The 22,816-nt window shown below is 62.1% G+C and carries 34 protein-coding genes; 33 read left to right on the top strand and 1 reads right to left on the bottom strand.

The genetic code is table 11. The features are described 5' to 3' along the window. Positions 1–117: 117 nt before the first annotated feature. From rpsL to rplQ, 31 genes are all read left to right on the top strand, one after another. Positions 118–489, top strand: a complete 372-nt coding sequence (rpsL, locus tag LB543_RS14235; RefSeq protein WP_006333356.1) for a 30S ribosomal protein S12 — start codon at positions 118–120, stop codon at positions 487–489. A gap of 73 nt (positions 490–562) precedes the next feature. After that, the gene (gene rpsG, locus LB543_RS14230) at positions 563–1,033 is read left to right on the top strand and encodes a 30S ribosomal protein S7 (RefSeq protein WP_008875664.1); all 471 of its coding nucleotides are present in this window, start codon (positions 563–565) and stop codon (positions 1,031–1,033) included. Between the two features lie 29 nt (positions 1,034–1,062). After that, a complete protein-coding gene (gene fusA, locus LB543_RS14225) occupies positions 1,063–3,153 on the top strand; it encodes an elongation factor G (protein WP_224614518.1) in 2,091 nt (696 codons plus the stop codon). A gap of 67 nt (positions 3,154–3,220) precedes the next feature. Then, the gene (gene tuf, locus LB543_RS14220; protein ID WP_013895701.1) at positions 3,221–4,396 is read left to right on the top strand and encodes an elongation factor Tu; all 1,176 of its coding nucleotides are present in this window, start codon (positions 3,221–3,223) and stop codon (positions 4,394–4,396) included. Positions 4,397–4,465: 69 nt separating this feature from the next. Continuing rightward, complete coding sequence (gene rpsJ, locus LB543_RS14215) at positions 4,466–4,774, top strand: 30S ribosomal protein S10 (RefSeq protein WP_010909272.1); 309 nt, start codon at positions 4,466–4,468, stop codon at positions 4,772–4,774. Positions 4,775–4,835: 61 nt separating this feature from the next. Beyond that, on the top strand, positions 4,836–5,558 hold the full coding sequence (rplC, locus tag LB543_RS14210; protein WP_224614517.1) for a 50S ribosomal protein L3: 723 nt from the start codon (positions 4,836–4,838) through the stop codon (positions 5,556–5,558). Continuing rightward, entirely contained in the window at positions 5,558–6,178 is a 621-nt protein-coding gene (gene rplD / locus LB543_RS14205; RefSeq protein ID WP_015317984.1) for a 50S ribosomal protein L4, read from the top strand. Before rplC ends, rplD begins: the two co-directional genes overlap by 1 nt. Then, on the top strand, positions 6,175–6,468 hold the full coding sequence (locus LB543_RS14200; protein WP_010909275.1) for a 50S ribosomal protein L23: 294 nt from the start codon (positions 6,175–6,177) through the stop codon (positions 6,466–6,468). The genes rplD and LB543_RS14200 overlap by 4 nt, the downstream gene beginning before the upstream one ends. 22 nt (positions 6,469–6,490) lie before the next feature. Beyond that, entirely contained in the window at positions 6,491–7,324 is an 834-nt protein-coding gene (rplB, locus tag LB543_RS14195; RefSeq protein ID WP_027145574.1) for a 50S ribosomal protein L2, read from the top strand. Positions 7,325–7,340: 16 nt separating this feature from the next. Next, complete coding sequence (gene rpsS / locus LB543_RS14190; protein WP_027044977.1) at positions 7,341–7,619, top strand: 30S ribosomal protein S19; 279 nt, start codon at positions 7,341–7,343, stop codon at positions 7,617–7,619. Positions 7,620–7,621: 2 nt separating this feature from the next. Continuing rightward, complete coding sequence (gene rplV, locus LB543_RS14185; RefSeq protein ID WP_006205462.1) at positions 7,622–8,011, top strand: 50S ribosomal protein L22; 390 nt, start codon at positions 7,622–7,624, stop codon at positions 8,009–8,011. Next, positions 8,011–8,736: a 30S ribosomal protein S3 gene (rpsC, locus tag LB543_RS14180; RefSeq protein ID WP_013895697.1), complete on the top strand. Its 726-nt coding sequence runs from the start codon at positions 8,011–8,013 to the stop codon at positions 8,734–8,736. Before rplV ends, rpsC begins: the two co-directional genes overlap by 1 nt. A 27-nt stretch (positions 8,737–8,763) precedes the next feature. Further along, a complete protein-coding gene (gene rplP, locus LB543_RS14175; protein ID WP_006205460.1) occupies positions 8,764–9,177 on the top strand; it encodes a 50S ribosomal protein L16 in 414 nt (137 codons plus the stop codon). A gap of 13 nt (positions 9,178–9,190) precedes the next feature. After that, the gene (gene rpmC, locus LB543_RS14170; protein WP_006205459.1) at positions 9,191–9,391 is read left to right on the top strand and encodes a 50S ribosomal protein L29; all 201 of its coding nucleotides are present in this window, start codon (positions 9,191–9,193) and stop codon (positions 9,389–9,391) included. Positions 9,392–9,402: 11 nt separating this feature from the next. Next, entirely contained in the window at positions 9,403–9,642 is a 240-nt protein-coding gene (gene rpsQ / locus LB543_RS14165) for a 30S ribosomal protein S17 (protein ID WP_010909280.1), read from the top strand. An 84-nt stretch (positions 9,643–9,726) separates the two neighbouring features. Continuing rightward, a complete protein-coding gene (gene rplN / locus LB543_RS14160) occupies positions 9,727–10,095 on the top strand; it encodes a 50S ribosomal protein L14 (protein ID WP_006205457.1) in 369 nt (122 codons plus the stop codon). 12 nt (positions 10,096–10,107) lie between these two features. Continuing rightward, entirely contained in the window at positions 10,108–10,422 is a 315-nt protein-coding gene (rplX, locus tag LB543_RS14155; protein ID WP_006205456.1) for a 50S ribosomal protein L24, read from the top strand. Then, positions 10,415–10,993, top strand: a complete 579-nt coding sequence (gene rplE / locus LB543_RS14150; RefSeq protein ID WP_127278265.1) for a 50S ribosomal protein L5 — start codon at positions 10,415–10,417, stop codon at positions 10,991–10,993. The genes rplX and rplE overlap by 8 nt, the downstream gene beginning before the upstream one ends. A 27-nt stretch (positions 10,994–11,020) precedes the next feature. Beyond that, positions 11,021–11,326 (top strand): 30S ribosomal protein S14, encoded by a 306-nt coding sequence (rpsN, locus tag LB543_RS14145; protein WP_010909282.1) that lies wholly within the window; start codon positions 11,021–11,023, stop codon positions 11,324–11,326. 12 nt (positions 11,327–11,338) lie between these two features. Continuing rightward, the gene (gene rpsH / locus LB543_RS14140) at positions 11,339–11,737 is read left to right on the top strand and encodes a 30S ribosomal protein S8 (protein ID WP_006205453.1); all 399 of its coding nucleotides are present in this window, start codon (positions 11,339–11,341) and stop codon (positions 11,735–11,737) included. An 88-nt stretch (positions 11,738–11,825) separates the two neighbouring features. After that, a complete protein-coding gene (gene rplF, locus LB543_RS14135) occupies positions 11,826–12,359 on the top strand; it encodes a 50S ribosomal protein L6 (RefSeq protein WP_013895694.1) in 534 nt (177 codons plus the stop codon). Between the two features lie 138 nt (positions 12,360–12,497). Continuing rightward, positions 12,498–12,857, top strand: a complete 360-nt coding sequence (rplR, locus tag LB543_RS14130) for a 50S ribosomal protein L18 (protein WP_027145576.1) — start codon at positions 12,498–12,500, stop codon at positions 12,855–12,857. 128 nt (positions 12,858–12,985) lie between these two features. Then, on the top strand, positions 12,986–13,549 hold the full coding sequence (gene rpsE, locus LB543_RS14125; RefSeq protein ID WP_032933400.1) for a 30S ribosomal protein S5: 564 nt from the start codon (positions 12,986–12,988) through the stop codon (positions 13,547–13,549). 24 nt (positions 13,550–13,573) lie between these two features. Next, positions 13,574–13,771 (top strand): 50S ribosomal protein L30, encoded by a 198-nt coding sequence (rpmD, locus tag LB543_RS14120; RefSeq protein WP_006205449.1) that lies wholly within the window; start codon positions 13,574–13,576, stop codon positions 13,769–13,771. A 22-nt stretch (positions 13,772–13,793) separates the two neighbouring features. Further along, on the top strand, positions 13,794–14,267 hold the full coding sequence (rplO, locus tag LB543_RS14115; RefSeq protein WP_140758598.1) for a 50S ribosomal protein L15: 474 nt from the start codon (positions 13,794–13,796) through the stop codon (positions 14,265–14,267). Positions 14,268–14,460: 193 nt separating this feature from the next. Further along, positions 14,461–15,801, top strand: coding sequence for a preprotein translocase subunit SecY (gene secY, locus LB543_RS14110; protein WP_140758599.1), 1,341 nt, complete (start codon positions 14,461–14,463; stop codon positions 15,799–15,801). Beyond that, on the top strand, positions 15,798–16,394 hold the full coding sequence (locus tag LB543_RS14105) for an adenylate kinase (protein ID WP_224614516.1): 597 nt from the start codon (positions 15,798–15,800) through the stop codon (positions 16,392–16,394). The genes secY and LB543_RS14105 overlap by 4 nt, the downstream gene beginning before the upstream one ends. A gap of 219 nt (positions 16,395–16,613) precedes the next feature. Next, positions 16,614–16,982 (top strand): 30S ribosomal protein S13, encoded by a 369-nt coding sequence (gene rpsM / locus LB543_RS14100; protein ID WP_006205445.1) that lies wholly within the window; start codon positions 16,614–16,616, stop codon positions 16,980–16,982. 137 nt (positions 16,983–17,119) lie between these two features. After that, on the top strand, positions 17,120–17,509 hold the full coding sequence (gene rpsK, locus LB543_RS14095) for a 30S ribosomal protein S11 (RefSeq protein ID WP_006205444.1): 390 nt from the start codon (positions 17,120–17,122) through the stop codon (positions 17,507–17,509). 102 nt (positions 17,510–17,611) lie between these two features. Further along, complete coding sequence (locus LB543_RS14090; RefSeq protein WP_006205443.1) at positions 17,612–18,622, top strand: DNA-directed RNA polymerase subunit alpha; 1,011 nt, start codon at positions 17,612–17,614, stop codon at positions 18,620–18,622. A gap of 104 nt (positions 18,623–18,726) precedes the next feature. Further along, positions 18,727–19,155: a 50S ribosomal protein L17 gene (gene rplQ, locus LB543_RS14085; RefSeq protein WP_127279754.1), complete on the top strand. Its 429-nt coding sequence runs from the start codon at positions 18,727–18,729 to the stop codon at positions 19,153–19,155. A 23-nt stretch (positions 19,156–19,178) separates the two neighbouring features. On the opposite strand, the gene LB543_RS14080 is transcribed toward rplQ, so the two are convergent. Continuing rightward, positions 19,179–19,829 (bottom strand): hypothetical protein, encoded by a 651-nt coding sequence (locus LB543_RS14080; protein ID WP_224614515.1) that lies wholly within the window; start codon positions 19,827–19,829, stop codon positions 19,179–19,181. 138 nt (positions 19,830–19,967) lie between these two features. Here LB543_RS14080 and LB543_RS14075 point away from each other — a divergent pair, with 138 nt between their 5' ends. Continuing rightward, positions 19,968–21,461, top strand: a complete 1,494-nt coding sequence (locus LB543_RS14075; protein ID WP_140758601.1) for a DegQ family serine endoprotease — start codon at positions 19,968–19,970, stop codon at positions 21,459–21,461. A 44-nt stretch (positions 21,462–21,505) separates the two neighbouring features. Beyond that, the gene (locus LB543_RS14070; protein WP_224614514.1) at positions 21,506–22,813 is read left to right on the top strand and encodes a replication-associated recombination protein A; all 1,308 of its coding nucleotides are present in this window, start codon (positions 21,506–21,508) and stop codon (positions 22,811–22,813) included. Positions 22,814–22,816: the final 3 nt, after the last annotated feature.

The raw sequence follows: 22,816 nt of genomic DNA, 5'->3' as shown, positions 1-22,816 counted from the left end.
GATTTGTTCGGGCAAGACCGCGAGGCGCGGTTTGTGGCCCGAATTTGCGTATGGAAATGACGCTTTGAGCGAGCCTTGACCGGCACGAGACACGGAATTGAGAGACAAGAGGGTTTAATGCCTACCGTCAACCAGCTGATCCGCAAGCCGCGCATTGCGCCGGTGAAGCGCAACAAGGTCCCGGCCATGCAGCAGAACCCGCAGAAGCGGGGCGTCTGCACGCGCGTCTATACGACGACGCCGAAGAAGCCGAACTCGGCGCTGCGCAAGGTGGCCAAGATCCGCCTGACCAATGGTTTTGAAGTGATCGGTTACATCCCCGGCGAAGGTCACAACCTTCAGGAACACTCCGTGGTCATGATCCGCGGCGGCCGCGTCAAGGATCTTCCGGGCGTGCGCTACCACATCATCCGCGGCGTGCTCGACACGCAGGGCGTGAAGAACCGCAAGCAGCGCCGTTCGAAGTACGGTGCCAAGCGTCCGAAGTAAGGGGCGTCCGAAGTAAGATTTTCCGGCCTTGGCGCTTTCCGGCGCAAGGCTACGAGATTGAGAGACAAAAGCCATGTCGCGTCGTCACAGTGCAGAAAAGCGTGAGATCAACCCGGATCCCAAGTTCGGCGATCTGATCGTCACCAAGTTCATGAACGCCGTCATGTACGACGGCAAGAAGTCGGTTGCCGAGACCATCGTCTACGGCGCGCTGGACCAGGTCCAGTCGAAGACCAAGCAGGAGCCGGTCACCGTCTTCCACCAGGCGCTCGACAATGTCGCGCCGCATGTGGAAGTGCGTTCGCGCCGCGTCGGCGGCGCCACCTACCAGGTTCCGGTCGACGTTCGTCCCGAGCGCCGCCAGGCGCTGGCGATCCGCTGGCTGATCGCCGCGGCCCGCAACCGCAACGAGACCACCATGGTCGACCGACTCTCCGGCGAGCTGATGGATGCGGCCAACAACCGCGGCACCGCCGTGAAGAAGCGTGAAGACACCCACAAGATGGCTGAAGCCAACCGCGCTTTCGCACACTACCGCTGGTAAAGCGCGAACAGGACTGAGAGGCAGCTACGATGGCCCGCGAATACAAAATCGAAGACTACCGCAATTTCGGTATCATGGCGCATATTGACGCCGGCAAGACGACGACCACCGAGCGCGTCCTCTATTACACGGGCAAGTCGCACAAGATCGGCGAAGTGCACGACGGCGCTGCCACCATGGACTGGATGGAGCAGGAGCAGGAACGCGGCATCACCATCACGTCCGCCGCGACCACGACCTTCTGGAAGGGTCGTGATGGCAAGATGCACCGCTTCAACATCATCGACACCCCCGGACACGTCGACTTCACCATCGAGGTCGAGCGTTCGCTGCGCGTGCTCGACGGCGCCATCGCGCTGCTCGACGCCAATGCCGGTGTCGAGCCACAGACGGAAACCGTCTGGCGCCAGGCCGACAAGTACCGTGTGCCGCGCATGATTTTCTGCAACAAGATGGACAAGATCGGCGCCGACTTCTACCGCTCGGTCGAGATGATCGGCTCGCGCCTCGGTGCGCAGGCTGTCGTCATGCAGCTGCCGATCGGCGCCGAGACCGAATTCAAGGGTGTCGTCGACCTCGTCGAGATGAACGCGCTTGTCTGGCGCGACGAGACGCTCGGCGCTGCCTGGGACGTCGTCGAGATCCCGGCCGACCTCAAGGCGCGTGCCGAGGAATATCGCGAGAAGATGATCGAAGCCGCCGTCGAAATGGACGAGACGGCGCTCGAGAACTACCTCGAAGGCAAGATGCCGTCGAATGACGAGATCCGTTCGCTGATCCGCAAGGGCACGATCGCGGTCAAGTTCTACCCCATGTTCTGCGGCTCGGCCTTCAAGAACAAGGGCGTGCAGCCGCTGCTCGACGCCGTTGTCGAATACCTGCCGTCGCCGGCCGACGTTCCGGCCATCAAGGGTGTCGATGCCAAGACCGACGCCGAGATCGAGCGTCATGCGGACGACAACGAGCCGCTGTCGATGCTCGCCTTCAAGATCATGAACGACCCATTCGTCGGTTCGCTGACCTTTGCCCGCATCTATTCGGGCAAGCTCTCCAAGGGCATCTCTGTCGACAACACCGTGAAGGGCAAGAAGGAGCGCATCGGCCGCATGCTGCAGATGCATGCGAATTCGCGCGCCGACGTCGAAGAGGCATTCGCCGGCGACATCGTCGCTCTGGCTGGCCTGAAGGACACGACCACCGGCGACACGCTGTGCGATCCACTGCACCCGGTCATCCTCGAGCGCATGGAATTCCCCGATCCGGTCATCCAGATCGCCATCGAGCCGAAGACCAAGAACGACCAGGAAAAGATGGGCCTCGCCCTTCACCGTCTGGCGGCCGAGGATCCGTCCTTCCGCGTCAAGACCGACGAGGAAAGCGGCCAGACCATCATCTCCGGCATGGGCGAGCTGCACCTCGACATCATCGTCGACCGTATGCGTCGCGAGTTCAAGGTCGAAGCCAATGTCGGCGCGCCGCAGGTGGCCTATCGCGAGACGATCACCCGCAAGCACGAGCAGGACTACACGCACAAGAAGCAGACCGGCGGTACCGGCCAGTTCGCGCGCGTCAAGGTTGTGTTCGAGCCGAATTCCGAGAGCGAGGACTTCGTGTTCGAGTCCAAGATCGTCGGCGGCGCGGTGCCGAAGGAGTACATCCCGGGCGTCGAAAAAGGCATCCAGAGCGTCATGGGCGCTGGTCCGTTCGCCGGTTTCCCGATGATCGGCGTCAGGGCGACGCTCATCGACGGCGCCTACCACGACGTGGACTCTTCGGTGCTCGCCTTCGAAATCGCATCCCGCGCATGCTTCCGTGAGGCTGCACCCAAGCTCGGCGTGCAGCTGCTCGAGCCGATCATGAAGGTCGAGGTGGTGACGCCGGAAGACTACGTCGGCAGCGTCATTGGCGATCTGAACGGCCGTCGTGGCCAGATCCAGGGCCAGGAAGCGCGCGGCGTGGCCGTCGTCATCAACGCGATGGTGCCGCTCGCCAACATGTTCAAGTACGTCGACAACCTGCGCTCGATGAGCCAGGGCCGCGCGGCCTACACGATGCAGTTCGACCATTACGAGCCGGTCCCGACCGCGGTCGCTCAGGAAGTCCAGAAGAAATACGCGTAACTCGAAAGAGCTGCCGCGGTAACGCAATTCAAAGCCCGCATGGGCGAGCAGGAAATGGAGACATCACATGGCAAAAGGTAAATTCGAGCGCACTAAGCCTCATGTGAACATCGGCACGATTGGTCACGTTGACCATGGCAAGACGTCGCTGACGGCTGCGATCACCAAGTATTTTGGCGAATACAAGCGCTATGACCAGATCGACGCGGCGCCGGAAGAGAAGGCGCGCGGCATCACGATCTCGACGGCTCACGTCGAATACGAGACGGCCAACCGCCACTACGCGCATGTCGACTGCCCCGGCCACGCCGACTATGTGAAGAACATGATCACCGGTGCCGCGCAGATGGACGGCGCGATCCTGGTGGTGTCGGCCGCCGACGGCCCGATGCCGCAGACCCGCGAGCACATCCTGCTTGCCCGTCAGGTCGGCGTGCCGTCGATCGTGGTGTTCCTGAACAAGGTCGACCAGGTCGACGACGCCGAGCTGCTCGAACTGGTCGAGCTCGAGGTTCGCGAATTGCTGTCGAAGAACGAATTCCCCGGCGACGACATTCCGATCGTCAAGGGTTCGGCGCTGGCAGCGCTCGAGGATTCGAACAAGACGATCGGCGAGGACGCGATCCGCGAGCTGATGGCTCAGGTCGACGCCTACATCCCGACCCCGGTTCGTCCGCTCGACAAGCCGTTCCTGATGCCGATCGAGGACGTGTTCTCGATCTCGGGCCGCGGCACGGTCGTGACCGGCCGCGTCGAGCGCGGCGTGGTCAAGGTCGGCGAGGAGCTGGAAATCATCGGCATCCGTCCGACGACCAAGACGACCTGCACGGGTGTGGAAATGTTCCGCAAGCTGCTCGATCAGGGCCAGGCTGGCGACAACATCGGCGCGCTGCTGCGCGGTGTCGACCGTGAAGGTGTCGAGCGCGGCCAGGTTCTGGCCAAGCCCGGCACGGTGAAGCCGCACAAGAAGTTCGTGGCCGAAGCCTACATCCTGACCAAGGACGAAGGTGGCCGTCACACGCCGTTCTTCACCAACTACCGTCCGCAGTTCTACTTCCGCACGACCGACGTGACCGGCATCGTGTCGCTGCCGGAAGGCACCGAGATGGTGATGCCTGGCGACAACATCACGGTCGATGTCGAGCTGATCGTGCCGATCGCCATGGAAGAGAAGCTGCGCTTCGCCATTCGTGAAGGCGGCCGCACCGTCGGTGCCGGCATCGTCGTCACCATCAAAGAGTAATTTGGACTTAAACCGATCTGTCGCGGGCGCCGGAGTTGCCCGCGCCGCGCCAGAACAAGGAAGTGACGCATGAACGGACAGAATATCCGCATCCGCCTGAAGGCGTTTGACCACCGCGTGCTCGACGCCTCGACGAAGGAAATCGTGTCGACGGCCAAGCGCACTGGTGCGAACGTCCGCGGCCCCATTCCGCTGCCGACGCGGATCGAAAAGTTCACGGTCAACCGGTCGCCTCACGTCGACAAGAAGAGCCGCGAGCAGTTCGAGATGCGCACGCACAAGCGTCTGCTCGACATCGTCGATCCGACCCCGCAGACCGTCGATGCTTTGATGAAGCTCGATCTGGCCGCCGGCGTCGACGTCGAGATCAAGCTCTAAGGGAATGAGAGCGCGGTAAGGGGCGGTGTCCCTGGCCCGGAACTCTAAAGGAATTGAACCGATGCGTTCAGGTGTGATTGCAAAGAAGGTGGGAATGACCCGCATCTATAATGATGCCGGGGAACATGTTCCCGTCACCGTTCTCCAGATGGAGAACTGCCAGGTCGTGGCACAGCGCACGCAGGAGAAGAATGGCTACACCGCCGTTCAGCTCGGCGTTGGCCTCGCCAAGGTGAAGAACACGTCGAAGGCGATGCGCGGCCATTTCGCGACCGCTTCCGTCGAGCCGAAGGCGAAGGTTGCCGAGTTCCGCGTCTCCGCCGACAACATGATCGACGTTGGCGCCGAGATCACCGTCGAGCACTTTGTCGCCGGCCAGAAGGTCGATGTGACGGGCACGACGATCGGCAAGGGTTTCCAGGGCGTCATCAAGCGCCACCACATGGGTGGTGGCCGCGCGACGCACGGTAACTCGGTCTCGCACCGTACACACGGTTCGACTGGCCAGCGTCAGGACCCGGGCAAGGTGTTCAAGGGCAAGCATATGGCTGGCCACATGGGCGACACCCGCGTCACCACGCAGAATGTCGAGATCGTCTCGACCGACGCCGACCGCGGCCTGATCCTGATCCGCGGTGCGGTTCCCGGATCGAAGGGCGCCTGGATCCTGGTCCGCGACGCGGCCAAGGTGGCGCTGCCGGCCAATGCGCCGAAGCCCGCCGCGATCCGCGCTGCCGCGGCAGCTGCGAAGAACGAGGCTCCGGCCACAGAGGGAGCGGAATAATGGATCTCAAGATCACAACGCTCGGCGGTAAAGACGCCGGCAAGGTGGAACTTTCCGACGGAATTTTCGGCCTTGATCCGCGCGAGGACATCCTGCAGCGCGTCGTGCGCTGGCAGCTTGCCAAGAAGCAGCAGGGCACGCACAAGGCCAAGGGCCGCGCCGAAATCGCGCGCACCGGCGCCAAGATGTACAAGCAGAAGGGTACGGGCCGCGCCCGTCACCACTCGGCACGCGCTCCGCAGTTCCGCGGCGGCGGCAAGGCCCACGGCCCGGTCGTTCGCAGCCATGAGCACGAACTGCCCAAAAAGGTTCGTGCGCTTGGCCTCAAGCATGCTCTCTCGGCCAAGGCCAAGAGCGCGTCGATCATCATCATCGACGAGTTGAAGCTGACCGAGGCCAAGACGAAGGCGCTGATCGCGAATTTCGCGACGCTGGGCCTGACCAACGCCCTGGTGATTGGCGGCGCCGAGCTTGACAAGAACTTCAAGCTGGCAGCCACCAATATCCCCAACATCGACGTGCTGCCCATCCAGGGCATCAACGTCTACGACATTCTGCGCCGCGGCACGCTGGTCCTTTCGAAGGCCGCCGTCGAGGCTCTCGAGGAGCGCTTTAAATGACCGACCTTCGTCACTACGACGTGATCGTCTCGCCGGCGATCACCGAAAAGTCGACCATGGCCTCCGAGCAGAACCAGGTCGTCTTCAACGTCGCCAAGAAGGCGTCGAAGCCAGAAATCAAGGCGGCCGTCGAAGCGCTGTTCGGCGTCAAGGTGATGGCCGTGAACACGCTTGTCCGCAAGGGCAAGATCAAGCGCTTCCGCGGCACGATCGGCCGCCAGAGCGACGTCAAGAAGGCGATCGTGACGCTGGCCGACGGCCAGTCGATCGACGTCGCGACGGGTCTCTGAGCAAGGCCGCGAGGACAGGACAATGGCACTTAAAAAATTCAACCCGATAACGCCGAGCACCCGCCAGCTGGTCATCGTCGACCGCTCGGGTCTCTACAAGGGCAAGCCTGTCAAGGGCCTGACCGAAGGCCTGACCAAGTCGGGCGGCCGCAACAATCACGGCCGCATCACGGCCCGCTTCATCGGCGGCGGTCACAAGCGATCGTACCGCATCATCGACTTCAAGCGCCGCAAGTTCGACGTTGTCGGCACGGTCGAGCGCATCGAATATGATCCGAACCGCACCGCCTTCATCGCGCTGATCAAGTATGATGATGGTGAGCTGTCCTACATCATCGCTCCGCAGCGTCTGGCTCCCGGCGACAAGATCGTGGCCGGTGAAGCGGTCGACGTGAAGCCGGGCAATGCGATGCCGCTGGCCTCGATGCCGGTCGGCACCATCGTCCACAACATCGAGCTGAAGCCGGGCAAAGGCGCCCAGGTCGCCCGGTCGGCAGGTGGTTACGGCCAGCTGGTCGGCCGCGACCAGGGTATGGCGATCCTACGCCTCAACTCGGGCGAGCAGCGTGTCGTTCACGGCTCCTGCATGGCCACCGTCGGTGCCGTGTCCAATCCGGACCACGGCAACATCAACGACGGCAAGGCCGGCCGCACGGTTTGGCGTGGCAAGCGTCCGCACAATCGCGGCGTGACCATGAACCCGGTCGACCACCCGCATGGCGGCGGCGAAGGCCGCACCTCCGGTGGCCGTCATCCGGTCAGCCCGTGGGGCAAGCCGACCAAAGGCAAGAAGACGCGGTCCAACAAGGCGACCGACAAGTTCATCCTGCGCTCGCGCCATCAGCGCAAGAGCTAAGAAGAGGTAACGCCAAGTGACTCGTTCTATTTGGAAAGGCCCCTTCATCGACGGCTACCTTCTCAAGAAGGTGGACAAGGTTCGTGAAGGTGGTCGCAATGAGGTGATCAAGATGTGGAGCCGTCGCTCCACCATCCTGCCGCAGTTCGTCGGCTTCACCTTCGGTGTCTACAACGGCCAGAAGCATGTTCCCGTCGCGGTGAACGAGGACATGGTCGGTCACAAGTTCGGTGAATTCGCTCCGACGCGGACCTATTACGGTCACGGCGCGGATAAGAAGGCGAAGAGGAAATAATCATGGGCAAGGCCAAAGCTCCGCGCAGGCTTGCTGACAACGAAGCGCGCGCCGTGTTGCGCACGATCCGTATCAGCCCGCAGAAGCTGAACCTGGTTGCCGCGCTGATCCGCGGCAAGAAGGTCGCGACAGCGCTTTCCGATCTCGAATTCTCGGCCAAGCGGATTTCCGGCACGGTCAAGAAGACGCTGGAATCGGCAATCGCCAACGCGGAAAACAACCACGACCTCGACGTCGATGCGCTGATCGTGGCGGAAGCCTATGTCGGCAAGTCGATCGTCATGAAGCGGTTCCACGCTCGTGGCCGTGGTCGCGCCAGCCGTATCGAGAAGCCGTTCTCGCACCTCACGATCGTCGTTCGTGAAGTCGAAGAAAAAGGGGAGGCCGCATAATGGGCCAGAAAGTCAATCCGATCGGTCTTCGCCTCGGCATCAACCGCACCTGGGATTCGCGCTGGTTCGCGAACACTGGCGAGTACGGCAAGCTGCTGCATGAGGACATCAAGATCCGCAAGTATCTTGAGAAGGAGCTCAAGCAGGCCGCCATCTCGAAGGTCGTGATCGAGCGTCCGCACAAGAAGTGCCGCGTCACCATCCATGCCGCGCGCCCGGGTCTAATCATCGGCAAGAAGGGCGCCGACATCGAGAAGCTTCGCAAGAAGCTGATGGAGATGACGAAGTCCGAGACGCACCTCAACATCGTCGAAGTGCGCAAGCCGGAGATCGACGCGACCCTGGTCGCCCAGTCGATCGCCCAGCAGCTCGAGCGCCGCATCGCGTTCCGCCGCGCCATGAAGCGTGCCGTGCAGTCGGCCATGCGCCTCGGTGCCGAAGGCATCCGCATCAACTGCGCCGGCCGCCTTGGCGGCGCCGAGATCGCGCGCATGGAATGGTATCGTGAAGGCCGCGTGCCGCTGCATACGCTGCGCGCCGATGTCGACTACGGCACGGCCGAGGCGAATACGGCCTACGGCATTTGCGGCGTCAAGGTCTGGGTATTCAAGGGCGAGATCCTCGAGCACGATCCGATGGCTTCGGAGCGTCGTGCGACCGAGGGTGATGCTGCGCATGGTGGTGGTGGTGATCGCGAACGCGGTCGTCGTCGCGAAAACGCCTGAGACATTTAGGAATTTGGAGTTAGAACGATGCTGCAGCCAAAGCGCACAAAGTTCCGCAAGCAGTTCAAGGGCCGTATCCATGGTACCGCAAAGGGCGGCACCAACCTGGATTTCGGTGGTTTCGGGCTGAAGGCGCTTGAGCCGAACCGCGTCACCGCGCGTGAGATCGAGGCGGCCCGCCGCGCGATCACTCGCGAAATGAAGCGCGCTGGCCGCGTCTGGATCCGTATTTTCCCGGATGTGCCGGTCACCTCGAAGCCGACCGAAGTCCGCATGGGCAAGGGCAAGGGCGCGGTCGACTACTGGGCGGCGCGCGTCAAGCCGGGTCGCATCATGTTCGAGATCGACGGCGTCAATGAAGAAACCGCCCGTGAGGCGCTGCGTCTCGGCGCGGCCAAGCTCTCGGTCAGGACGCGCTTCGTACAGCGCATCGCAGAATAAGGACGGGCTGATCATGAAAGCCGAAGACATCCGGACCAAGACCCAGGACCAGCTGACCGACGACCTGGCCAGCCTGAAGAAGGAGCAGTTCAACCTGCGCTTCCAGAAGGCCACCGGCCAGCTCGAGAAGACCGCGCGCGTGAGGCAGGTTCGCAAGGACATTGCGCGTATCAAGACCATCGCTGCGGAAAAGTCCGCGGCCAAGAAGGCTTAAGGACGAAAACCATGCCAAAGCGCATTCTGCAGGGCACCGTCGTCAGCGACAAGAACGAGAAGACGGTTGTCGTCAAGGTCGAACGGCGCTTCACGCATCCCGTGATGAAGAAGACCGTGCGCATGACCAAGAAGTACAAGGCGCACGACGAGAACAACGCCCATAAGGTCGGCGACCAGGTGTTCATCCAGGAATCGAAGCCGATTTCCAAGGACAAGCGCTGGATCGTCGTGTCCTCGGACCAAGCCTGACCTCTGGGCGTAAACAACGAATTTTGGACAGACCGGGGAGGGGTTTCGAGCCCGTCCCGTTAGAAAAGAAGAAGGCGGCCAGTCATGATTCAGATGCAAACAAACCTCGACGTGGCGGATAATTCCGGCGCGCGTCGTGTCATGTGCATCAAGGTGCTGGGCGGCTCGAAGCGGAAATACGCTTCCGTGGGCGACATCATCGTGGTGTCGATCAAGGAAGCCATTCCGCGCGGCCGCGTTAAGAAGGGCGATGTGATGAAGGCGGTCGTGGTTCGCACGGCCAAGGACATCCGCCGCCCGGACGGCAGCGTGATCCGTTTCGACAAGAACGCGGCCGTTCTCGTCGACAACAAGAAAGAGCCGATCGGCACGCGTATCTTCGGACCGGTTCCGCGCGAACTCCGCGCCAAGAACCACATGAAGATCATCTCGCTCGCGCCTGAAGTGCTGTAAGGAGCCGGACCAATGCAAAAGATTAGAAAAGGCGACAAGGTCGTCGTGCTGGCCGGCAAGGACAAGGGCCGTTCGGGCGAAGTCCTCTCGGTTCAGCCGAAGGATGACACCGCGCTGGTGCGCGGCGTCAACATGATCCGTCGTCACCAGAAGCAGTCCCAGTCCCAAGAGGGCGGGATCATCACCAAGGAAGCGCCGATCCAGCTGTCGAACATCGCGCTGGCCGACCCGAAGGATGGCAAGCCGACCCGTGTCGGTTTCATCTTCCAGAAGGACGGCAAGAAGGTGCGCGTCGCCAAGCGCTCGGGAGAAGTCATCAATGGCTAAGGCTCAAACCAAGCAGGCGACTGCCAACAACACGCCGCGCCTCAAGCAGGTCTATAACGAGACCATTCGCAAGGCGCTGCAGGAGCAGTTCGGCTACGACAACGACATGCAGGTTCCGCGCCTCGACAAGATCGTGCTGAACATGGGTGTCGGCGAAGCGACCGCCGATTCGAAGAAGCCTTCGGTCGCGGCCGAGGACCTGGCGATGATCGCCGGCCAGAAGGCCGTCGTCACCCGCGCTCGCAATTCGATCGCTGGCTTCAAGGTCCGCGAGAACATGCCGATCGGCGCCAAAGTCACGCTGCGCAAGGAACGTATGTACGAGTTCCTCGACCGCCTCGTGAACATCGCGCTGCCGCGCGTCCGCGACTTCCGCGGACTGAACCCCAAGAGCTTCGATGGCCGTGGCAACTACGCCATGGGCATCAAGGAACACATCGTGTTTCCGGAGATCAACTACGACAAGGTTGATCAGATCTGGGGCATGGACGTCATCGTTTGTACGACTGCGAAGACGGATGACGAAGCCAGGGCTTTGCTCAAGGCTTTCAACTTCCCCTTCCGCCAGTAACGGCAGCGAGAAAAGGAAAAATCTGAAATGGCAAAGACCAGCTCAGTCGAGAAGAACAACAGGCGCCGCAAGCTTGCCGACCAGTACGGTCCCAAGCGCGCTGCGTTGAAGGCGATCATCATGGATCAGTCCAAGCCGATGGAAGAGCGCTTTCGCGCTCAGCTGAAGCTTGCTGCCCTGCCGCGCAACTCGGCCAAGATCCGCATCCGCAACCGCTGCGAAGTCACCGGCCGTCCGCGCGCCTACTATCGCAAGCTCAAAGTATCGCGCATCGCGCTTCGGGATCTCGGCAATAACGGCCAGATCCCAGGCCTGGTCAAGTCGAGCTGGTAAGGAGGACATAACATGTCATTGAGCGATCCTCTCGGCGATATGCTGACCCGCATCCGCAACGCCTATGGCCGCAAGAAGTCGAGTGTCTCGACGCCGGCCTCGCGTCTGCGCACCCGCGTCCTCGACGTGCTGAAGGCGGAAGGCTATATCCGCGATTACAGCCAGACCGACTTCGACAACGGCAAGTCCGAGATCGAAATCGAGCTGAAGTATTTCGACGGTGCTCCGGTCGTGCGCGAAATAGCCCGCGTTTCGAAGCCCGGCCGCCGTGTTTACGTTTCGGCCAAGTCGATCCCGCACGTCGCCAACGGCCTCGGCATCGCCATCCTTTCGACACCGAAGGGCGTGATGGCCGACCACGAAGCACGCGAGCAGAACGTAGGCGGCGAGATCCTCTGCCAGATCTTCTGATCTGGCAGCTCACCGCAAATTGGAATCCGGTCTTCGGATCGTTCCGAAGACAGAGACCTGAAACAAGAGAAGTGACGAGGACAACGAAATGTCTCGTATTGGAAAGAAACCCGTTTCGCTGCCGCAGGGCGTGACCGCGACCGTCAACGGCCAGACCGTGACGGCGAAGGGCCCCAAGGGCGAGCTGAAGTTCGTGGTGAATGACGAAGTGCTGGTCAAGATGGAAGGCAGCGAGATCGCTGTCCAGCCGCGCGACCAGACCAAGACAGCCCGCTCCAAGTGGGGCATGTCGCGCACGCAGATCGTCAACATCCTGCAGGGCGTCAAGGACGGTTTCGAGAAGAAGCTCGAGATCACCGGCGTCGGCTATCGCGCTGCCTTGCAGGGCAAGAACCTGCAGCTGGCCCTTGGCTTCAGCCACGATGTCGTCTACGAGACGCCGGCCGGCATCACGATCACCGTGCCGAAGCCGACCGAAATCACCGTGGCCGGCATCGACAAGCAGCAGGTCGGCCAGGTTGCCGCGGAGATCCGCGAATACCGCGGTCCCGAGCCTTACAAGGGCAAGGGTGTCCGTTATGCCGGCGAGAAGATCGTCCGCAAGGAAGGCAAGAAGAAGTAATCGGCTTGGCCCTGAAAAGTTGCAGGCTTTTCGGACAGGACCAAGCCACGGAAGTGTAACGCCGCGGGGAGCGGTCGCGGGAGGCGTTTCGCCTACCGCATATGGCGGCCCCCGTTTTTTGAAGGCAAGGAAGACATCATGGGTACCAAGGAAGCCATCCAGCGCCGTGCGCAACGCGTCCGTCGCCAGATCAAGAAAGTCGCCGGCGAACGTCCGCGTCTTTCGGTGCACCGCACGTCGAAAAACATCTATGTCCAGGTGATCGACGACGCCAAGGGGCACACCATTGCTGCCGCCTCGACGCTCGAGAAGGACCTCAAGGGTTCGCTCAAGACCGGCGCCGACACCGCCGCCGCCGCCGCGATCGGCAAGCTGATCGCCGAGCGCGCCACCAAGGCCGGCATCAAGGAAGTCGTCTTCGACCGTGGCCCGTACATCTATCACGGCCGCGTCAAGGCGCTGGCCGAGGCAGCCCGCGAAGGCGGTCTCAGCTTCTAATGCATGATTCCGAAAAGTTGCAGACTTTTCGGACAAGATCATGCAAAGGAGAAGTTCACCGCTGACGACCCAAAAGTGGCGTCAGCAATCAGCAACCCGTGCTTCCGGAAAAGAACAAGGAACAGGATATGGCACAGGAACGTAGGGAAGGCGGCCGCGGCCGCGAGCGTGAAGAGCGCGACGATGGCATGGTGGACAAGCTCGTCCACATCAACCGCGTCGCCAAGGTCGTCAAGGGTGGCCGCCGCTTCGGCTTCGCCGCGCTCGTCGTCGTCGGCGACCAGAAGGGCCGCGTCGGCTTCGGCCATGGCAAGGCGCGCGAAGTGCCGGAAGCCATCCGCAAGGCGACCGAATCGGCCAAGCGCGACATGATCTTCGTGCCGCTGCGCTCGGGCCGCACGCTGCATCACGACGTCGAAGGACGCTGGGGTGCGGGCCGCGTGCTGCTGCGCGCCGCCAAGCAGGGTACCGGCATCATCGCCGGCGGCCCGATGCGCGCCGTCTTCGAGACGCTCGGCATGCATGACGTGGTCGCCAAGTCGATGGGTTCGTCGAACCCCTACAACATGGTTCGCGCCACCTTCGACGCGTTGAAGAGCCAGATGCATCCCAAGGATGTAGCTGCCGCGCGCGGCATCAAGTATTCGACCCTTCAGGCCCGCCGCGGCACCGCCGTTGCGGCTGAAGAATAGTCGATCTGACCAGGGATTTTGACCATGGCCAAGAAAGCAACCAAGACCATCACCGTTGAGCAGATCGGCTCGCCGATCCGCCGTCCGAAGGAACAGCGCGCGACGCTGGTCGGCCTCGGCCTCAACAAGATGCACAAGCAGCGCACGCTGGAAGATACGCCCTCCGTGCGCGGCATGATCGCTGCCGTCCAGCATCTCGTCCGCGTCGTGGACGAGGGCTGAGCCAGAGCGCAGGAGAAGCAAGATGAAACTCAACGATCTGCGTGACAAGGACGGCGCGACGCACTCCAAGAAGCGTCTCGGCCGCGGTATCGGCTCCGGTTCGGGCAAGACCGCCGGTCGCGGCGTCAAGGGCCAGAAGGCGCGCTCCGGCGTTGCCGTCAACGGCTTCGAGGGTGGCCAGATGCCGCTCTATCGGCGCCTGCCGAAGCGTGGCTTCAACAACATCTTCGCCAAGAGCTTCGTTGTCGTGTCGCTGGCCCGCATCCAGGAAGCCGTCGATGCCAAGAAGCTTGACGTCAAGGCAACCGTGACGGCCGAGGCGCTTGTCGCCGCCGGCGTCATCCGTCGCGTCAAGGATGGCGTGCGCGTGCTGTCCGATGGCGAACTCAAGGCCAAGCTCGCCTTCGACGTCGCCGGCGCCTCCAAGGCCGCGATCGAGAAGATCGAAAAGGCCGGTGGTTCGGTCAAGCTGCCGGAAAAGGCAGCTGCCGAGTAACGGCAATTTGAAGCGCGGTCGGCAAGAGTGGCATTCGTTTTTGCTTTCGATCGCGCTTTGATCTGCTCAATTTAGCGGCCGCGTCAACGCGGCCGCTTGCATGTTTACAGCCCGGAGCTTATCTCGTGAGCTTCGGTGAAACGCACCGCCTGACCCCACGGGCCATCAAGCGTTACCAAGCGGAGAATCAGGCATGGCTTCGGCTGCTGAACAACTAGCCTCGAATCTGAATTTCTCGGCCTTCGCCAAGGCGGAGGACCTGAAGAAACGCATCTGGTTCACCATCGGCGCGTTGCTCGTCTACCGTCTCGGCACCTACATCCCGCTTCCCGGGATCAATCCCGACGCCTTCGCCCATGCCTTCTCCTCGCAGAGCAAGGGCGTGCTCGGCATGTTCAACATGTTCGCCGGCGGTGCCGTGCAGCGCATGGCGATCTTCGCGCTCGGCATCATGCCCTATATCTCCGCCTCCATCATCATGCAGCTGATGACCTCGGTCATTCCCTCGCTGGAAGCGCTGAAGAAGGAAGGCGAACAGGGCCGCAAGGTCATCAACCAATACACGCGCTACGGCACCGTGCTCCTGGCGCTCGTGCAGGCCTATGGTATTTCGGTGGGACTGGAGAACGGCAACGGCATCGTCAATGATCCCGGGATGTTCTTCCGTCTCTCGACCGTCGTCACGCTGGTCGGCGGCACCATGTTCCTGATGTGGCTCGGCGAACAGATCACCGCGCGCGGCATCGGCAACGGCATTTCGCTGATCATCTTCTCCGGCATCGTCGCCGGCCTGCCGCGCGCCATATCGGGGACACTGGAACTCGGTCGCACCGGCGCGCTGTCGACCGGCCTGATCCTGGCGATCATCGTGCTGGCCATTGTCGTCATCGCGCTCATCGTCTTCTTCGAGCGGGCTCAGCGCCGCCTGCTGATCCAGTATCCGAAGCGCCAAGTCGGCAATCGCATGTTCCAGGGCGATACTTCGCACCTGCCGCTCAAGCTCAACACGTCGGGCGTCATCCCGCCGATCTTCGCGTCGTCGCTGCTCTTGCTGCCGGCGACCGTCGCCGGTTTCTCGCAGGCGACCAACATGCCGGCCTGGGCCAGCACCATCCTGGCCTCGCTCGGCCACGGCCAGCCGCTCTACATGGCATTCTACGCGGCGATGATCGTGTTCTTCGCCTTCTTCTACACTGCGATTGTCTTCAACCCGAAGGACACCGCCGACCAGCTCAAGAAGCATTCGGGCTTCATCCCGGGCTACCGGCCGGGCGAGCGCACCGCCGATTACATCGATTACGTTCTCACCCGCATCACCGTCGTCGGCGCCATCTATCTGGTGCTGGTGTGCCTGCTGCCGGAGTTCCTGATCTCGGCGACTGGCGTACCATTCTACCTCGGTGGCACATCGCTTCTGATCGTGGTCAGTGTCACGCTCGATACGGTTGCGCAGATTCAGGGTCACCTGATCGCGCACCAGTATGAAGGGCTGATCAAGAAGTCGAAGCTGCGCGGGGGGAAGAAAGCCAGATGAGGTTGATTTTGCTTGGGCCGCCGGGGGCGGGCAAGGGGACACAAGCACAAAGACTGGTAGAAAAACACGGCATACCCCAGCTCTCGACGGGTGACATGCTGCGTGCTGCCGTCCAGGCGGGTACCGAGGTCGGCAAGCGTGCCAAGGCGGTGATGGATGCCGGCGAGCTGGTCTCCGACGCCATCGTCAACGCCATCGTCGCCGAGCGTATCGATCAGGCCGACTGTGCCAGGGGGTTTATCCTCGACGGCTACCCGCGTACGCTGGTGCAGGCCGATGCGGTTGAATCGATGCTCTCGGAGCGTGGCATCGGCCTCGACACGGTTGTCGAACTCGTCGTCGACGACAGGGCCTTGGTCGGCCGGATCGTCAAGCGCGCCGATGATGCCAAGGCGGCCGGCCAGCCGGTGCGCAAGGACGACAATCCGGCCGTATTCGAAGAGCGCCTGCGGGAATACTACAAGAAGACCGCTCCGCTGACCGGCTACTATTACGCCAAGGGCAAGCTCAAGACTGTGGACGGCATGGCTAGTATGGACGCGGTAACCGCCGAGATCGAAGCCGTGCTCGCGGCGGCTACAAAGGCGCGGTAAGGGAATTTAAAGATTGAGCTTGACGGAGACGGTTCGCTGCGGTATGGCGGCCCGTCTTCCTGTCAGATGCGCACTTTGCTTGTCCGCAAGGGCAAGGTAGTCGCTTTGAACTGGAAACTCCCGCAAGGGCCGGCCTCCACCGGACGCGGGGCAATGTGGACAGCGCCGGACCTGCCTTGTTTTCGAGGGTTGGCCGGCCCATATGGAGAAGAGAAGAACATGGCTCGTATAGCCGGCGTCAACATTCCGACCAACAAGCGCGTCGTCATCGCGCTTCAGTACATTCACGGCATTGGCAAGAAGTTCGCCCAGGAGATCGTCGACAAGGTCGGCATCCCGGCAGAGCGCCGCGTCAACCAGCTGACCGACGCGGAAGTGCTGCAGATCCGCGAGACCATCGACCGCGATTACCAGGTCGAAGGCGACCTGCGCCGCGAAGTGTCGATGAACATCAAGCGCCTGATGGATCTCGGCTGCTACCGCGGCCTGCGTCATCGCCGCTCGCTGCCGGTTCGCGGCCAGCGCACCCATACCAATGCTCGTACCCGCAAGGGCCCGGCCAAATCGATCGCCGGCAAGAAGAAGTAAGAGAGTGAGTAGCTGGTAGTGGGTAGTGGATCGCGGCGTTGACGCCTGCACTGTCACTACTCACTAATTCACTGCTCACTTTTCCAGGTGGAGCCGCTGGCATTACGGCGGTGTAGAGATCAATTGAAAGGACTACCATGGCCAAGGAAGCCGCACGTGTTCGCCGCCGCGAACGCAAGAACATCTCGTCGGGCGTTGCCCACGTCAATTCGACCTTCAACAACACGATGATCACCATCACCGACGCGCAGGGCAATTCGATCGCCTGGTCGTCGGCCGGTGCCCAGGGCTTCAAGGGTTCGCGCAAGTCGACCCCGTTCGCCGCTCAGATGGCTGCCGAGGACGTTGCCAAGAAGGCCCAGGAACACGGCATGCGCATGCTCGAAGTCGAGGTCTGTGGACCAGGCTCCGGTCGCGAATCGGCGCTGCGCGCCCTGCAGGCGGCCGGCTTCACCATCACCTCGATCCGTGATGTGACGCCGATCCCGCACAATGGCTGCCGCCCGCGCAAGAAGCGCCGCGTCTAAGCAATTTATCGAACGCCGCGTGAGCGCCCAGAGCGTTCCTCCACGGTATTCCAGGTCGCCCGCCACGATTGGATGGTGGCGGGTCAACGGAAGGAAAGCATCATGATCCAGAAAAATTGGCAGGAACTGATCAAGCCGAACAAGATCGAGTTCTCGTCGAAGAAGAAGACGCTGACCACGCTGGTCGCCGAGCCGCTCGAGCGTGGCTTTGGCCTCACCCTCGGCAACGCGCTGCGCCGCGTGCTTCTGTCTTCGCTGCGCGGTGCGGCCGTCACCGCCGTGCAGATCGACGGCGTTCTGCATGAATTCTCGTCCATCGCCGGTGTGCGCGAGGACGTGACCGACATCGTCCTCAACATCAAGGAAATCGCCATCCGCATGGAAGGCGATGGCCCCAAGCGGATGGTCGTGCGCAAGCAGGGCCCGGGCGCGGTTCTCGCCGGCGACATCCAGACGGTTGGCGATGTCGAGATCCTCAACCCCGACCACGTCATCTGCACGCTGGACGAAGGCGCTGAAATCCGCATGGAATTCACCGTCGACACCGGCAAGGGCTATGTGCCGGCCGAGCGCAACCGCGCCGAGGACGCGCCGATTGGCCTGATTCCCGTCGACAGCCTCTATTCGCCGGTCAAGAAGGTCTCCTACAAGGTCGAGAACACCCGCGAGGGCCAGGTTCTCGACTATGACAAGCTGACCATGACCATCGAGACCGACGGTTCGATCTCGGGCGAGGACGCGGTGGCTTTCGCCGCCCGCATCCTGCAGGATCAGCTTGGCCTGTTCGTCAACTTCGACGAGCCGCAGAAGGAAGTCGCCGCGGAAGCCGTCACCGAGCTCGCCTTCAACCCGGCGCTGCTCAAGAAGGTCGACGAGCTCGAGCTTTCGGTGCGTTCGGCCAACTGCCTGAAGAACGACAACATCGTCTACATCGGCGATCTCATCCAGAAGACCGAAGCCGAGATGCTGCGCACCCCGAACTTCGGCCGCAAGTCGCTGAACGAGATCAAGGAAGTGCTGGCGGCGATGGGCCTGCACCTCGGTATGGAAGTGCCGGATTGGCCGCCGGAAAATATCGAAGACCTCGCAAAGCGTTACGAAGACCAATATTGAGCATGAACTCCAAGGATCGGCGGCGCGAGCCGCTCGATCCGACGGTCGTGCGGAAAACCATCAGAGGCCGTGGCCTCTTGAACAACTGAAGAAGGAAAAGAGCCATGCGCCACGGTTTCAAAGGCCGCCGCTTCGCCCGCAGCATAAGCCACCGCAAGTCGATGTTCGCCAACCTGGCGGTGTCGCTGCTCGAGCACGAGCAGATCGTCACCACCTTGCCGAAGGCGAAGGACCTGCGTCCGATCGTCGAGAAGCTGGTGACGCTCGGCAAGCGCGGCGACCTGCACGCCCGCCGCCAGGTGATCGCCCAGATCGGCAATGAAGGCGTCGTCAAGCGCCTGTTCGACACCATCGCCCCGCGCTATGCCACCCGCAACGGCGGCTATTTGCGCATCATGAAGGCGGGCTTCCGTCACGGCGACAATGCCGCGATGGCGGTCATCGAGTTCGTCGACCGCGACACGGACGCCAAGGGCGCCGGCGACCGCGCCCGCCTCGAGGCGGAAGGCACGGACGAAGCCGCGGCCGCATAAGGTTTCGACTTTTCAGATTGAATTCAAAGGGGCCTGCGGGCCCCTTTTCTGTTCGCCGGTGTTGGTTGTCCAGCGGACAGAGTCAGGTATTGGCTGCCGCTCAACAGCTTCCAATTGAACGAACCCGGTACCATCTCGGTCTTCGGGTAAGGATATGAATAGATACTGTCGAGGATGGCTCGGGAATCGATCTCGGCTATCAATTGCGATATGACGGAACTGTTTAAATATGTTTCGGCGTTTTGGTCGCCGATGAAGTCGGCATCAACGCGAAAGTGCATCTGAATTGGTCCGGCGCAGATGTTCAGCAGGATACTATCATCGCAAGGTGCATAGAAAACCTTGGCCTGATCCGCGGTCCAAAGGCCAACATCCAGAAATTTCGATGGCTTTGTCTTTCCACTGAACCCATCCAGGGAAAGCGCAAGGCCATCAGCGAGAACCTCCACGTCGCCTTTCAGGTAACCGGCCTCCTCGATTTGGAACCAGTTCATCTGGTAAGGTGCCTCACCATCAAATGAGATTTCGAGCTTTCCGAACGTCCAGTAATTCGGATCGGCGTGCTCAGGCGCGCCGAGCACCGCAGCGATCTCGGCCATTGTCATGCCGGGGGAGACTGGACCCAATTTGCCGGTCTTCAAAAAGTCACGGAATGACAGGAGTTGTTTTTTCATGGGGGCCAACGAAGGTTTTCATGTTCAAGCCCAACTGTAGCTGCTTTGCTGCTTAAAATAATCGGATTTCAGCGGCTTAGCCTTTCATTTTGCACATTCGTCGGGACAATGCGCCCGAACTCGCTTGGAGGATTCGCAATGCGCGCCAAAAGACTGTCCCTTGTTCTGCTCTGCGCCTTCATGGTGTTCGCGGCCGCACCGGCAGTCCGGCAGGCGCTGGCCGAGGACGCCGCCAAGCCAGCCGATCCCGGGCTCTCCGATGTGCTGACCGACCTGCTGCATGGCGTCGAAGGCGAGAATGCCACTTCCGGCCCGGACAAGCGCGTGCCGTTCGGCCGCGAGGAGGTCCAGCTTTCCTTCGCACCGCTGGTCAAGCAGACGGCGCCTGCCGTGGTCAATGTCTATGCCTCGCAGACGGCCAAGGTGACGTCACCCTTTGAAGGCGACCCCTTCTTCGAGGAGTTTTTCGGCCGTGCCCAGCCGCGCGCGCAGTCTTCGCTGGGGTCGGGCGTGCTGGTCGATCCGAGCGGTGTCATCGTCACCAATTTCCATGTCATCAAGGACGCCGACGAGGTCAAGGTGGCGACCGCCGACGGCCGCGAGTTCACCAGCAAGGTGATGCTGAAGGACGAGACGCTCGACCTTGCCGTGCTCAAGATCGAGTCCGACAAACCGTTCCCGGTGATCGCCATCGGCGATTCCGACGCGCTCGAGGTGGGCGACCTGGTGCTGGCCATCGGCAATCCCTTCGGCGTTGGCCAGACCACCACCAGCGGCATCGTTTCCGCGCTTGCGCGCAGCCATATCGGCGTCTCGGATTCGGGCTATTTCATCCAGACCGACGCCGCTATCAATCCCGGCAATTCCGGCGGTGCGCTGATCAACATGGGCGGCCAGCTCGTCGGCATCAACACCGCCATCTACAGCCGCAGCGGCGGCTCGATCGGTATCGGCTTTGCCATCCCCGCCAACATGGTGCGGGCTTTTGCCGATGCCGCCAAAGCCGGTCTCGATTTCTTCGAACGCCCCTATATCGGCGCCGAGTTCGAAGCGGTGACACCGCAGATCGCCGAATCGCTCGGCATGGAAAAGCCGACCGGGGCGCTGGTCTCCTCGGTCGACGCGTCGGGTCCCGCGGGCAAGGCAGGGCTGAAGCCCGGCGATGTCGTGCTGCAGATCAACGGCAAGCCGGTCGAGAGCATCGAGGCGCTGGACTATCGCATGGCGACGCTGTCGATCGGCACCAAGGCGAATTTCGCGATCCTGACCAAGGGCCAGCAGGCGGCGATGGATATCGCGCTGGAGCGTGCGCCGGAGGGTGCAAAAGCCTCGGAAGTGACGCTGCATGGCCGCAGCCCGTTCTCTGGCGCCAAGGTCTCGGAACTGTCGCCGCGGCTTGCCCAGAAACTCGGCCTGCGGACCGATCTCAAGGGCGTGACCGTGATCGACATCAACCGTGATTCGCCGGCCGCCGATTTCGGCTTCCAGCCGGGTGACATCGTGCGCGAGGTCAACGGCACGACTATCGATACGGCAGCTGTCCTGGCACAGGTCGCCCAGCAGGATACGCGCTGGTGGCGCTTTACCGTCGAGCGCGGTGGGCAGATACTGCGCCAGGTGTTGCGTTACTGAGTTCGATCCCCTGAAGGATCGCGCTCCAAACCTAAAAGAAGTGCATGGCCGATCTGTTCAGCGTTGACGAACCGGAAAAGGTGCCGCCCGGGCGGCCACTGGCCGACAGGTTGCGTCCGAAGAACCTTGGCGAGGTCGTCGGCCAGGAGCATCTGACGGGTCCCGACGGCGCGCTGACCCGGCTGATCGGCTCCGGTTCGCTGGGCTCGATGATCTTCTGGGGGCCGCCCGGCACCGGCAAGACCACGGTGGCGAGGCTGCTCGCCGGCGAGACCAGCCTTGCGTTCGAGCAGATATCGGCCGTCTTTTCCGGCGTCGCCGATCTGAAGAAGGTGTTCGAGGCGGCCAAGCTGCGCCGCGCCAACGGCCGCCAAACCTTACTTTTCGTCGATGAGATCCACCGCTTCAACCGTGCCCAGCAGGATTCTTTTCTTCCCGTCATGGAGGATGGAACGGTCGTCCTGGTCGGCGCCACGACTGAAAACCCGTCCTTCGAACTCAACGCGGCCTTGTTGTCGCGCGCGCGGGTCATGGTCTTTCATTCGCTCGGCGAAGACAGCATCGCCAAGCTGATGACGCGGGCGGAGGAGACCGAGGGCAGGGCGCTGCCGCTCGATGACGAGGCGCGGGCGATGCTGATCCGCATGAGCGATGGCGACGGACGCGCATCCCTGACGCTGGCCGAGGAAGTCTGGCGTGCGGCCAAGCCTGGCGAGATATTCGATCCCGAGGGGCTGCAGCGCATCGTCCAGCGCCGCGCGCCGATCTACGACAAGGGCCAGGACGGTCACTACAATCTGATCTCGGCGCTGCACAAGTCGGTGCGCGGCTCGGATCCGGATGCCGCACTCTACTATCTCGCGCGCATGTTCGATGCCGGCGAGGATCCGCTCTATCTCGGCCGCCGGCTGGTGCGCATGGCGATGGAGGACATCGGGCTGGCCGATCCGCAGGCACTGGTCGTCGCCAACGCCGCCAAGGATGCCTATGACTATCTCGGCTCTCCGGAGGGCGAACTCGCCTTCGCCGAGGCCACCGTCTATCTCGCCACCGCGCCGAAATCCAACGCTGTCTATACGGCCTTCAAGGCAGCCACGCGGGCCGCGAAGGAACATGGCTCGCTGCTGCCACCGAAGCATATCCTCAACGCGCCGACCAAGCTGATGAAAGAAGAGGATTACGGCGCCGGCTACCGTTACGACCATGATGAGCCGGACGCCTTTTCCGGCCAGGACTATTTTCCCGAGAAGATGGGTCGACAAACCTTCTACGATCCGCCCGAGCGTGGTTTCGAGCGCGATATCAGGAAGCGGCTCGACTACTGGGCAAAGCTGCGCAAAGAGCGGGAATAGCCG

Source organism: Mesorhizobium sp. ESP7-2 (assembly GCF_020164715.1).
Taxonomy (GTDB): Bacteria; Pseudomonadota; Alphaproteobacteria; order Rhizobiales; family Rhizobiaceae; genus Mesorhizobium.
This window is presented reverse-complemented; position numbering and strand designations above follow the sequence as displayed.

Excerpts from the sequence above, each read along its gene's own strand:
- rpmC (WP_006205459.1), top strand. The coding sequence starts at position 9,191 with ATGAAAGCCGAAGACATCCGGACCAAGACCCAGGACCAGCTGACCGAC.
- LB543_RS14105 (WP_224614516.1), top strand. The coding sequence starts at position 15,798 with ATGAGGTTGATTTTGCTTGGGCCGCCGGGGGCGGGCAAGGGGACACAA.
- rplQ (WP_127279754.1), top strand. The coding sequence starts at position 18,727 with ATGCGCCACGGTTTCAAAGGCCGCCGCTTCGCCCGCAGCATAAGCCAC.
- rplB (WP_027145574.1), top strand. The coding sequence starts at position 6,491 with ATGGCACTTAAAAAATTCAACCCGATAACGCCGAGCACCCGCCAGCTG.
- LB543_RS14070 (WP_224614514.1), top strand. The coding sequence starts at position 21,506 with ATGGCCGATCTGTTCAGCGTTGACGAACCGGAAAAGGTGCCGCCCGGG.
- rplF (WP_013895694.1), top strand. The coding sequence starts at position 11,826 with ATGTCTCGTATTGGAAAGAAACCCGTTTCGCTGCCGCAGGGCGTGACC.
- rpsG (WP_008875664.1), top strand. The coding sequence starts at position 563 with ATGTCGCGTCGTCACAGTGCAGAAAAGCGTGAGATCAACCCGGATCCC.
- secY (WP_140758599.1), top strand. The coding sequence starts at position 14,461 with ATGGCTTCGGCTGCTGAACAACTAGCCTCGAATCTGAATTTCTCGGCC.
- rpsH (WP_006205453.1), top strand. The coding sequence starts at position 11,339 with ATGTCATTGAGCGATCCTCTCGGCGATATGCTGACCCGCATCCGCAAC.
- LB543_RS14080 (WP_224614515.1), bottom strand. The coding sequence starts at position 19,829 with ATGAAAAAACAACTCCTGTCATTCCGTGACTTTTTGAAGACCGGCAAA.
- rplX (WP_006205456.1), top strand. The coding sequence starts at position 10,108 with ATGCAAAAGATTAGAAAAGGCGACAAGGTCGTCGTGCTGGCCGGCAAG.
- LB543_RS14200 (WP_010909275.1), top strand. The coding sequence starts at position 6,175 with ATGACCGACCTTCGTCACTACGACGTGATCGTCTCGCCGGCGATCACC.
- rplR (WP_027145576.1), top strand. The coding sequence starts at position 12,498 with ATGGGTACCAAGGAAGCCATCCAGCGCCGTGCGCAACGCGTCCGTCGC.
- rplO (WP_140758598.1), top strand. The coding sequence starts at position 13,794 with ATGAAACTCAACGATCTGCGTGACAAGGACGGCGCGACGCACTCCAAG.
- rplV (WP_006205462.1), top strand. The coding sequence starts at position 7,622 with ATGGGCAAGGCCAAAGCTCCGCGCAGGCTTGCTGACAACGAAGCGCGC.
- rpsQ (WP_010909280.1), top strand. The coding sequence starts at position 9,403 with ATGCCAAAGCGCATTCTGCAGGGCACCGTCGTCAGCGACAAGAACGAG.
- rpsC (WP_013895697.1), top strand. The coding sequence starts at position 8,011 with ATGGGCCAGAAAGTCAATCCGATCGGTCTTCGCCTCGGCATCAACCGC.
- rplP (WP_006205460.1), top strand. The coding sequence starts at position 8,764 with ATGCTGCAGCCAAAGCGCACAAAGTTCCGCAAGCAGTTCAAGGGCCGT.
- rpsE (WP_032933400.1), top strand. The coding sequence starts at position 12,986 with ATGGCACAGGAACGTAGGGAAGGCGGCCGCGGCCGCGAGCGTGAAGAG.
- rplD (WP_015317984.1), top strand. The coding sequence starts at position 5,558 with ATGGATCTCAAGATCACAACGCTCGGCGGTAAAGACGCCGGCAAGGTG.
- rpsJ (WP_010909272.1), top strand. The coding sequence starts at position 4,466 with ATGAACGGACAGAATATCCGCATCCGCCTGAAGGCGTTTGACCACCGC.
- rpmD (WP_006205449.1), top strand. The coding sequence starts at position 13,574 with ATGGCCAAGAAAGCAACCAAGACCATCACCGTTGAGCAGATCGGCTCG.
- rplE (WP_127278265.1), top strand. The coding sequence starts at position 10,415 with ATGGCTAAGGCTCAAACCAAGCAGGCGACTGCCAACAACACGCCGCGC.
- tuf (WP_013895701.1), top strand. The coding sequence starts at position 3,221 with ATGGCAAAAGGTAAATTCGAGCGCACTAAGCCTCATGTGAACATCGGC.
- rpsK (WP_006205444.1), top strand. The coding sequence starts at position 17,120 with ATGGCCAAGGAAGCCGCACGTGTTCGCCGCCGCGAACGCAAGAACATC.
- LB543_RS14090 (WP_006205443.1), top strand. The coding sequence starts at position 17,612 with ATGATCCAGAAAAATTGGCAGGAACTGATCAAGCCGAACAAGATCGAG.
- rplC (WP_224614517.1), top strand. The coding sequence starts at position 4,836 with ATGCGTTCAGGTGTGATTGCAAAGAAGGTGGGAATGACCCGCATCTAT.
- rpsL (WP_006333356.1), top strand. The coding sequence starts at position 118 with ATGCCTACCGTCAACCAGCTGATCCGCAAGCCGCGCATTGCGCCGGTG.
- fusA (WP_224614518.1), top strand. The coding sequence starts at position 1,063 with ATGGCCCGCGAATACAAAATCGAAGACTACCGCAATTTCGGTATCATG.
- rpsM (WP_006205445.1), top strand. The coding sequence starts at position 16,614 with ATGGCTCGTATAGCCGGCGTCAACATTCCGACCAACAAGCGCGTCGTC.
- rplN (WP_006205457.1), top strand. The coding sequence starts at position 9,727 with ATGATTCAGATGCAAACAAACCTCGACGTGGCGGATAATTCCGGCGCG.
- LB543_RS14075 (WP_140758601.1), top strand. The coding sequence starts at position 19,968 with ATGCGCGCCAAAAGACTGTCCCTTGTTCTGCTCTGCGCCTTCATGGTG.
- rpsN (WP_010909282.1), top strand. The coding sequence starts at position 11,021 with ATGGCAAAGACCAGCTCAGTCGAGAAGAACAACAGGCGCCGCAAGCTT.